Below are 9328 nucleotides of genomic sequence, written 5' to 3'. Positions count from 1 at the left end.
AACCGCTGTTCCACCGCGGCCGACGGCTGGACCCCAGCCGCCTCGATCGGACCGCTCTTGGACATGTTCTCGCTGGTCACAGGTGCATCTTCCATGATCGGGATACACCGCTCGTTTTACAGTCCCGCCGAGAGTCCCGTGTGCCGTGCGACTCGACGTCGACCTCAATGATCGAGTACTTGGAGAACTGGGCGTTCTCAGCGAGGAGTCGAAAAGGAACGGGGAAGAGCCGCACGTGCCGGGGCCCATCCTCCTGGTCCAGGCGTATGCCGGCTACGCAGCTGGTCTCGCGGTACTTGTTGGACAGCTCCGGATACGTCTTGACTGTGATCATGATCCGGGCACGTTGCCGGTTCGCCGATGCCATGCTTGCCCCTCCCTGCCTCCCGGAATCGATTGGAGGAGAGTCACACGCCACTGGCAAGGGCGCGCGTCGGAGCAAGGGGCGAAGTCAGGCCAGGGGGTGCACCGGCACGGTGGCCCGTTTCCTGACCATCTCCAGGACGACCTGCCGATGGCAGCGATCCTCGTCCTTCTCGAAGCACAGCACCGCGACTCTGGACTGTCGGGCATGCTCGGTCAGGCGGTCGAGGTCGGACCTGGCCTCCTCGCTTCGCAGCACGCCACGGAAGCGAGCCAGGCCCACGTCCAGTCGGCCGTCCCAGAACGGCGCACGGTTGTCCTTGGGATTTCCCAGGCCACGCAGATGGGTGTACGCGATGCCGGCTTCGGCGAGCGCCTGCCCGAGACGGGTCTTGCTGAAGCCCTTCTTACGGCTGATCGGGGTGAGCCGTACGTCTGCCACGACATCGATACGGCTGTCGAGGAGCGAGGTGACGAACGCATCGATGTCCCTCCCCTCGTACCCAGCGGACCAGAGTCCAGGGGCGACCCTGGTCTCCCTGAACAGGTCATCGAGCGGGACGCCAAGGGCCTCGGCCACGGCTCCGACCGTGAGGAAAGCTGGCTGGATCGATCCCTCACTCTCCAGGCGCTCCAGTGTCCTGAGCGCGATGCCTGCTTCCTCGGCGAGCTGTTCACGCGTCCATCCGCGAGCCTCCCGCAGCCCTCGCACCCGCCGGGCGAGGGCGCGGACCTGGGAGTGCGACGTACTGCGGCCTGCCATGTGTCGTGCTCCTAGAGGCTGGGGCGTGCGCCCACGATGGCCTACTGGGAGAAGACGACAAAAATCTTCTCCCAGATTTCTCCCAAACAATCACCAGAGACGCGGTGGGGGCCCGACCCGGATTCCGGATCAGGCCCCTGACCTGCTGTTCTCACTGTCGGGGTGGCGGGATTTGAACCCACGACCTCTTCGTCCCGAACGAAGCGCGCTACCAAGCTGCGCCACACCCCGAGTGCTCCGTTGAGGGGAGCGGCACCACTCTAACCCACTAGCAGGGGCTACGGAAATCTGGTTTGGCCGGGCCGCCCGGCGGTCCGGGTCCGGGGCGGGGTCACGGGGCGGTGAGGGTGAGGAGGGTGGCCTCGGGGGGGCAGGCGAAGCGGACGGGGGTGTAGCGGTTGGTGCCGCAGCCCGCGGAGACGTGGAGGTGGGAGGTGTGGCCGGCGGTCGTGTGCGTGGAGTGGCCCTTGACGCGGGCGGCGTCGATGTCGCAGTTGGTGACGAGCGCGCCGTAGAAGGGGACGCACAGCTGGCCGCCGTGGGTGTGGCCGGCGAGGATCAGCGGGTATCCGTCGGCGGTGAAGGCGTCGAGAACGCGCAGGTAGGGGGCGTGGACGACGGCGATCGAGAGGTCGGCGTCACGCTCGGGGCCGCCGGCCACCTGGGCGTAGCGGTCGCGCCGGATGTGGGGGTCGTCCAGGCCCGTGAGGGCGATCTCGGTGCCGGCGGCGGAGGAGCCGGCGTAGGAGGGGAGCTTGATCCGGCCGCGGGCGTTGGTGAGGTTGACCCAGCCCGCGGTGTCGAAGGCGTCGCGCAGCTCCCACCAGGGGTTCCGGGGGACGTGGGTGGCCGGGGCGTTGCCGTTGAGGCCGTGGCGGCCGGAGGCGCGCTCCACCAGGTAGCGGGCGGGGTTGCGGAAGACGGGGGCGTAGTAGTCGTTGGAGCCGAAGACGTACGCGCCGGGGAACTCCAGCAGGGGGCCGAGGGCGTCGAGGGTCTCGGGGACGGCCTCGGGGTCGGAGAGGTTGTCCCCCGTGTTGATCACCAGGTCGGGCCGCAGGCTCGCCAGGGAGCGCAGCCAGCGCTGTTTGGCCCGCTGCCCGCAGACCATGTGGATGTCCGAGACGTGCAGCACGCGCAGGGGGGACGCGCCCGGTGGCAGCACGGGCACGGTGAGTCTGCGCAGGCGGAAGGAGCGGACCTCTATGCCTGCGGCGTAGGCCACTGCGGTGGCGGTGAGGGCGGCGAGGGACAGCGGGACGGCGTGTCGGGCGCGCATGGGCCCATGGTTCCAGATCGCCGGTCACGATGCGGCGGGAGGCGCGGGTGTGGCTGGTGTTGGCTGCCAGAATGGGGACCATGACCACGTTGAAGGATCGGCTCCAACAGGACCTGACGGCGGCGATCAAGGGGCGCGACGAGCTGCGCTCGGCGACGCTTCGGATGACGCTGGCCGCGATCACCACCGAGGAGGTGGCCGGCAAGGCGGCCCGGGAGCTGTCCGACGACGAGGTCACCAAGGTGATCACCCGCGAGGCGAAGAAGCGGCGGGAGGCGGCCGAGGCGTTCGCGAAGGGCGGCCGGGCCGAGCAGGCCGAGCGGGAGCGGGCCGAGGGCGAGGTGCTTGCGGAGTACCTGCCGACGCAGCTGTCGGACGAGGAGCTGGACGGGCTCGTCGCGGAGGCGGTCGCCGAGGCGCGGGCCCAGGGCGCCGAGGGGCCGCGGGCGATGGGCGCCGTGATGAAGCTCGTGGGGCCGAAGGTCGCCGGGCGCGCGGAGGGCGGCCGGGTGGCCGCCGCGGTGAAGAAGGCCCTGGCGGGCGGCTGAGCACGGCGGCCGGGCGCCGCCGCTCTCCCTCGGCCGCTGCCTCCGCCCCCCACGCTCACGGGGGGCGGAGGCAGCGGCGGGTGGAGGGCTGGGCGCCGCGGTCAGGCGCCGTTGCCTCCGTTACCGTTCCCGTTTCCGTTGCCGTTTCCGTTGCCGGTCCACTCGTCCCACTCGTCCGGCCACTCGCCGTCCCAGCCGTCGTCCCAGCCGCCGCCGTCACCGCCGCCCGGAAGGTCCGGCATGTCGGGGTCCTCTTCCCGCTCGGGCGGGTCCTCGGCGCGCGGCACCTCCACCTCGTTGAACGTCGAGGGTGAGATCCCGGCCAGGGCCCCGGTCATGGCCTGGTGCCAGATCGGGCCGGCCACGACGCTGCCGCTGGCCTTCTCGTGGAAGACGCCGCCGATGGTGATGTTCCGCATGGGCAGCGGGTCGCCGTCGCTGCCGACGCGGACGGCGGTGGCGACCTCGGGGGTGTGGCCGACGAACCACACGTCGCGGATGTCGTCCGTGGTGCCGGTCTTCCCCGCGTTGTCGCGGTCGGTGAGGCCGGCCGTGGTGCCGGTGCCCTCCTCGACGACGCCGCGCAGCATCATGTTGATGGTGTCGGCGTTGTGCGCGGACATCGCCTGGTGGCAGTCGCTCTCGGGGGTCATCTCCTCGCCGTCCGCGGTGGTGACGGAGATGATCGACATCGGCTCGCAGTACGTGCCGCGGTTGGCGAAGGTGGCGTAGGCCGCGGCCATCTGGAGGGGCGCGACCTCCTCGCCGCCGAGGGTCATGGAGGGGTTGACGCCGAGCGGCTCGTTGTCGCCGCGCTCGATGCCCATCCTCGCGGCCAGCTCCGCCGTCTCGCAGACGCCGACCTGCTTCAGCAGCTCAACGAAGTACGTGTTGACGGACTGGGCCAGCGCCTCGGTCATGTCCCAGGTGCCGCGCATGTCCTCCGAGTAGTTCGCGACGTCCCACTCGTTGTCGGCGGGGTTGTTCACGTCGCCCAGCGGCCGGCCCTCGCAGTCGGAGAAGTCGCTCTGGAGGGCGACCATCTCGTTGTCCGTGGTGTAGGTCTGCGCCGGGGAGATGCCCCCCTCCAGGGCGGCGGCGGCGGTGATCGGCTTGAACGTCGAGCCGGGCTGGAAGCCGTACGTCGAGCCGCCCATGGCGTTGGAGACGTTGAGGTTGATCGTGGTCTGGTGGGCCTCGGCGTCGTTGCCGTAGGCGCGGCTCTGCGCCATGGACAGGATGTGGCCGGTGCCGGGCTGGACCTGCACCACGGAGCTGGCGACCTGGTCCTCGGGGCTCACGCCGTTGGTGGCGGCCTCGGCCGCGGCGGCCTGGGCCTGCGGGTCGAGCGTGGTCTGGATGGTCAGACCGCCCACCCGCCACAGCTCCTCGCGCTCCTCCCGCGTCTCGCCGAACGCGGCGTTGCTCAGGAAGTCCTGCTTCACGTAGTCGCAGAAGAAGCCGGCGGCGTTCGTGGCGGTGATGCAGCCCTGGCGCGGCTCGCTGATGTCGAGGCCCAGGTCGAGCGCCTTGGCCTCGTTGGCCTCCGCCTGGGTGATGTCGTCGGTGCGCACCATCGCCTGGAGCACGACGTTCCGCCGCTCCAGGGCCGCCTCGGGGTAGAGCACCGGGTCGTACTGGGTCGGGGACTGGACGAGGCCGGCGAGCAGCGCCGCCTCGTGCAGCTCCAGGTCGGCCGCGGGCTTGGAGAAGTACCGCTGGGACGCGGCCTCGACGCCGTACGCGTCCTGGCCGAAGAACGTGATGTTGAGGTAGTTCTCCAGGATCTGGTCCTTGGTGAGCTCCTGCTCCAGCTGGATCGCGTACTTCATCTCGCGGATCTTGCGGCCGAGCCCGTCGGGGCCCGACTGGTCGATGGCCTCGGCGATCGCCTCCTGGTCGTCGCCCGCCGCCTCGACGAAGACGTTCTTCACGTACTGCTGGGTGAGGGTGGAGGCGCCCTGGGTGGCGCCGCCGCCGACGTTGTTGTTCAGCGCGCGGAGGATGCCGCGCAGGTCGACGGCACCGTGCTCGTAGAAGCGGGCGTCCTCGATCGCGATGATGGCCTGCCGCACGAGCTCCGACATCTGGTCGAGGCCGACGATGGTGCGGTTGCGGTCGTAGACGTCGGCGATCCTGTTGCCCTCGGCGTCGAGGATCGTGGTGCGCTGGCTGAGCGGTGGGCTCTTCATGTTGGCGGGGATCTCGTCGAAGCCCTCGACGGTGCCGCGGGCCGCGAGGCCCAGCGCTCCGACGGCGGGCAACGCGAGCCCTGCCAGCACCGCTCCCGAGAGCACACTGACGCCGAGGAACCTCGCCGCCTGGCTCAGAGTGCCGAGACCACTACCCGGACGCGTTCTACCCATGACTGCAAGCCTACGGTCTCGATTTCCGGACAGCGGGGGCACCGTTCACCTACGCTGTCCACGGCCGGTGACGACTCGCACGCCCGACCAGGTCACCCGCACGAGTGATCTCCTGCTGACTCATAGTCCGAACGGGCCATGCAAGATTAGGCCCACTGGGGGTGTTGCGCCTCCGCTGCCTTCCGTAACGTCCTCAACTGGCAAGGGTGAATATGCCACTTGCCGCCGTGGGGGAGCCTCGATTCGGGAGAGGACGGCACCGGCAGACATGAGCTGGGTAACGGACTGGTCGGCGCACGCGGCGTGCCGTGAGACGGATCCGGATGAACTGTTCGTACAAGGAGCCGCCCAGAACCGGGCGAAAGCGGTCTGTAGCGGCTGCCCGGTACGCACGGAGTGCCTCGCGGACGCGCTGGACAGCCGCGTGGAGTTCGGCGTGTGGGGCGGCATGACCGAGCGGGAGCGTCGCGCACTGCTGCGGCGCAGGCCCACGGTCACCTCGTGGCGGGAGCTGTTGGAGACGGCGCGCAGCGAGTACGAGCGCGGCCTCGCCGTGGGGGACGCCCGCGCGGTGGACGCGCGGCGGGGCGCCGGGGACTACGCGGCGGCGGGCTGACCTCGGGTTTCGTCGCGTGGGTTTCGCGCGCGGGCCGCACGCGCGGGCTCGACGCGTGGACTGCGCGACTGCGCGCGGATCGTTGTGAGTGGGCTTCGTCACGGTCACGGTCACGTTCGCGGCAACGGTCATGCGTGGCGTCCGCCGTCACGGTCGTTGTCACGTTTCGTCGGGCGCCGCTTCGCGCCGAACACCGGACGCGTTGCGCCCGTTTCGTCACCTTCGCTACGTTTGCCCGCTGTTCTCGTCGTGGGCCGCCAGGCGGGAGCCGATGAGGCGCAGGCCCGTCAGGTCGTGCACGTCCGAGGGCAACGCGGGCACCTCCACCACCGGCACCTCGGGATGCACCGCGGTGAAGCGGTCACGCATGCGCGCCTCGCGCGCCACCTGCCGCATACGGTCGGCGTGCACACGCAGCAGCCCCGCGGCCAGCCGTGCCGCCGCGTCGAGATCGGGTTCGGGATCGGCGTCGGGTGCGGCTGTGTCGGGGCTGTCGAGGCGGTCGGGTCGCTCGTCGTGCTCGGCCGGGGAGCTGGGATCTTCGGGAGAGGGGCCGGGCGACGGCGATGCGTTCCCACGGCGAGTGTGCCCGGTCGGATGATCAACAATGCCGCCGTCGACAAGATTCTTTACGTCTGAGCCCTTCGTGTCACCGGTGGCGCCGCCACTCGCGCCCCCGCCGTTCTGTCCGCTCAGCATCTCCGCCGCCGCCAGGGCGCGCTCGGCGCTGAGGCGTGGCGCGGCCGGGACGTGCACCCGGTTCAGGACGAGGCCCGCGAGCGGCATCCGGTCCGCGGCCAGCCGCTCCACGAAGTACGCCGCCTCCCGCAGCGCGTCCTGCTCCGGCGCGGCCACCACGAGGAACGCCGTGCCCGGCGCCTGGAGCAGCCGGTAGGTGGCGTCGGCCCGGGTGCGGAAGCCGCCGAACATCGTGTCCATCGCGGCGACGAAGGTCTGCACGTCCCTCAGCAGCGCCGTGCCGAGCACCTTGCCGAGCGTGCCGGCGACGAGGGACAGGCCCGCCATGCCGAGGCCCAGCACCTTCCGCCCGGCCCTGCCGCCCGCCTTCGCCGGGCCCATCAGCACCCGGATGAACCGTCCGTCGAGGAACGAGCCGAGCCGCTGCGGCGCGTCGAGGAAGTCCAGGGCGGATCGGCTCGGCGGGGTGTCCACCACGATCAGGTCCCACTCGTCGCGGGCCGCGAGCTGCCCCAGCTTCTCCATCGCCATGTACTCCTGGGTGCCGGCGAAGCCGGCCGAGAGCGACTGGTAGAAGGGGTTGCCCAGGATGGCGCGGGCCCGTGCCGGGTCCGCGTGCGCCTCGACGATCTCGTCGAAGGTGCGCTTCATGTCGAGCATCATCGCGAAGAGCTCGCCGCCGGCCGCCGTGTCGATCCCGGGCACCGGGCGGGGGGTGTTGTCCAGCTCGGTCAGGCCCATCGACTGGGCCAGCCGCCGCGCCGGGTCGATCGTGAGCACCACCACGCGCCGCCCGCGTTCGGCCGCCCGCAGCCCCAGCGCGGCGGCCGTCGTCGTCTTGCCGACGCCGCCGGCGCCGCAGCACACCACGATGCGGGTGCCGGCGTCGTCCAGCAGCGCGTCCACCGCCAGCGGCTCGACCCCGCCCAGCGGCGCGTCCTCCCCGACCAACGTCATGGTCCGCTCACCACTCCCACTCGCGCAGGCGGCGTGCCAGCAGGTACAGGCCCGCCAGGTCCACGCCGTCCGTCAGCAACGGCAGCTCCCGCACCGGCAGCCCGAGCGCGTCGAGCTCGCCGCGTTGTCTCCGCTCCAGCTCGTGCCGGTGGGCGTACTCCCTGGCCTGCGTGAGCAACGGCGTCACCAGGCCCGACGCGCCGCGCAGCCCGGCGCCGGCCAGCGCCCGCGTCAGCGCCGCCCGGTCCGTCGCCGCCTCGTCGGGGAGCGCGGCGGCCAGCGGCGGGCGCACCATGTTCACCACCACGCTCCCCACGGGCAGCTGGGCGGCCCGCAGCTCCGCGACGCCGTCGGCGGTCTCCTGGACCGGCATCTCCTCCAGCAGCGTCACCAGGTGAACGGCCGTCTCGGCCGACTTCAGCACCCGCATCACGGCCTGTGCCTGGTGGTGGATGGGGCCCATCCTGGCCAGGCCGGCGACCTCCTCGTTGACGCCGAGGAAGCGGGCGATCCGGCCGGTGGGGGGCGCGTCCATGACGACGGCGTCGTAGGCCCACTCGCGCTGCCCCGCCGCGCCACCGCCCGAGCCGGACGCACCGGAGGCGCCCGCGCGGCGGCGCACGGCCTCGCACGCCTTGCCGGTCAGCAGCACGTCGCGCAGGCCGGGAGCGACCGTCGTCGCGAAGTCGATCGCGCCGATGCGCCGGAGCGCCCGCCCGGCCCCGCCGAGCTTGTAGAACATGTGGAGGTACTCCAGCAGCGCCTGCTCCGCGTCGATCGCCAGGGCGAAGACCTCGCCGCCGCCGGGGCCGATCGCGATCCGCCGCTCCGCGTACGGCAGCGCCTCGGTCTGGAACAGCTGGGCCATGCCCTGCCGCCCCTCGACCTCCACGAGCAGGGTGCGCCGGCCCTCCTCCGCGAGGGCCAGTGCCAACGCGGCGGCCACGGTCGTCTTTCCCGTGCCGCCCTTGCCACTGACCACGTGCAGCCGGCGTGGTGGTCTGTGCGTCGAGCTCACCCTGGCGAGCCTACGGCGCCTGGCCGTGGGACTAGAGTCGGGGCCATGACGAAGTGGGAATACGTGACCGTGCCGCTGCTCGTGCACACCACCAAGCAGATCCTCGACACCTGGGGCGAGGACGGCTGGGAGCTGGTCCAGGTCGTGCCGGGGCCCAACTCCGAGCAGCTGGTGGCGTACTTCAAGCGTCCCAGGGAGCAGGCGTGAGCGAGGCGGTGGCCTCGCGGGTCGAGGAGCGGCTCGCCGAGCTGGACCTGACGCTGCCCGAGGTGGTGCCGCCGGTCGCGGCGTACGTTCCGGCGATCCGCACCGGCCGCTACGTGTACACCTCGGGGCAGGTGCCGCTGGTGGACGGCGCCCTGCCGGCGTCCGGCAAGGTCGGGGCCGAGGTGAGCCCGGAGCAGGCCAAGGAGCTGGCCGCCGTCTGCGCGCTGAACGCGCTGGCCGCGGTGAAGTCGGTCGCGGGGAACCTGGACCGGATCACGCGGGTGGTGAAGGTCGTCGGCTTCGTGGCCTCCGACCCCGGCTTCACCGGGCAGCCGCAGGTGATCAACGGCGCGAGCGAGCTGCTCGGCGCCGCGCTGGGTGAGCGGGGGCAGCACGCGCGCAGCGCCGTCGGCGTCGCGGTGCTGCCGCTGGACGCTCCCGTCGAGGTCGAGATCCAGGTCGAGCTCGACAGCGAGTCGGACGGTGAGTGAGTCCGTGGGTGGGTCCGTGGG

Annotated in this window: 9 protein-coding genes, 1 tRNA gene and 1 pseudogene; 4 read left to right on the top strand and 7 right to left on the bottom strand. The window is 71.5% G+C overall.

Annotation, left to right across the window (positions count from 1 at the left end):
* Positions 1–127 precede the first annotated feature (127 nt).
* The 4 genes and pseudogenes from ACTWP5_RS30560 to ACTWP5_RS30545 form a co-directional block, all read right to left on the bottom strand.
* A pseudogene (locus ACTWP5_RS30560) lies at positions 128–334 on the bottom strand (hypothetical protein); the annotation flags it as partial.
* 117 nt (positions 335–451) lie between these two features.
* Positions 452–1126: a DUF488 family protein, N3 subclade gene (locus ACTWP5_RS30555; protein ID WP_443224416.1), complete on the bottom strand. Its 675-nt coding sequence runs from the start codon at positions 1124–1126 to the stop codon at positions 452–454.
* Between the two features lie 157 nt (positions 1127–1283).
* Positions 1284–1357, bottom strand: a tRNA-Pro gene (locus ACTWP5_RS30550).
* Between the two features lie 100 nt (positions 1358–1457).
* The gene (locus ACTWP5_RS30545; protein WP_443224415.1) at positions 1458–2405 is read right to left on the bottom strand and encodes a metallophosphoesterase; all 948 of its coding nucleotides are present in this window, start codon (positions 2403–2405) and stop codon (positions 1458–1460) included.
* 80 nt (positions 2406–2485) lie between these two features.
* Here ACTWP5_RS30545 and ACTWP5_RS30540 point away from each other — a divergent pair, with 80 nt between their 5' ends.
* Positions 2486–2953 carry a GatB/YqeY domain-containing protein gene (locus ACTWP5_RS30540; protein ID WP_443224414.1) on the top strand — a complete coding sequence of 156 codons (468 nt, stop codon included), beginning with the start codon at positions 2486–2488 and terminating at the stop codon, positions 2951–2953.
* A 101-nt stretch (positions 2954–3054) separates the two neighbouring features.
* Here the strand turns inward: ACTWP5_RS30540 and ACTWP5_RS30535 are convergent, their stop codons facing one another.
* Positions 3055–5319 (bottom strand): transglycosylase domain-containing protein, encoded by a 2265-nt coding sequence (locus ACTWP5_RS30535; protein ID WP_443224413.1) that lies wholly within the window; start codon positions 5317–5319, stop codon positions 3055–3057.
* A 268-nt stretch (positions 5320–5587) separates the two neighbouring features.
* Between ACTWP5_RS30535 and ACTWP5_RS30530 the strand changes: the two genes are divergently transcribed.
* A complete protein-coding gene (locus ACTWP5_RS30530) occupies positions 5588–5935 on the top strand; it encodes a WhiB family transcriptional regulator (RefSeq protein ID WP_443224412.1) in 348 nt (115 codons plus the stop codon).
* A gap of 225 nt (positions 5936–6160) precedes the next feature.
* Here the strand turns inward: ACTWP5_RS30530 and ACTWP5_RS30525 are convergent, their stop codons facing one another.
* Positions 6161–7591 (bottom strand): ArsA family ATPase, encoded by a 1431-nt coding sequence (locus tag ACTWP5_RS30525; RefSeq protein WP_443224411.1) that lies wholly within the window; start codon positions 7589–7591, stop codon positions 6161–6163.
* Between the two features lie 7 nt (positions 7592–7598).
* Positions 7599–8696 carry an ArsA-related P-loop ATPase gene (locus ACTWP5_RS30520; protein ID WP_443224410.1) on the bottom strand — a complete coding sequence of 366 codons (1098 nt, stop codon included), beginning with the start codon at positions 8694–8696 and terminating at the stop codon, positions 7599–7601.
* Between ACTWP5_RS30520 and ACTWP5_RS30515 the strand changes: the two genes are divergently transcribed.
* Together ACTWP5_RS30515 and ACTWP5_RS30510 are read left to right on the top strand one after the other, a co-directional pair.
* Complete coding sequence (locus tag ACTWP5_RS30515; RefSeq protein ID WP_443224409.1) at positions 8655–8816, top strand: hypothetical protein; 162 nt, start codon at positions 8655–8657, stop codon at positions 8814–8816. The two genes, ACTWP5_RS30520 and ACTWP5_RS30515, sit on opposite strands and share 42 nt — an antisense overlap.
* An 8-nt stretch (positions 8817–8824) precedes the next feature.
* Positions 8825–9307, top strand: a complete 483-nt coding sequence (locus ACTWP5_RS30510) for a RidA family protein (RefSeq protein ID WP_443224420.1) — start codon at positions 8825–8827, stop codon at positions 9305–9307.
* Positions 9308–9328: the final 21 nt, after the last annotated feature.

The organism is Streptomyces sp. 4N509B (assembly GCF_052245655.1).
Taxonomy (GTDB): domain Bacteria; phylum Actinomycetota; class Actinomycetes; order Streptomycetales; family Streptomycetaceae; genus Streptomyces.
Note: the sequence above shows the minus strand (reverse complement) of the source record. Positions and strands in the feature narration are given on the sequence as shown.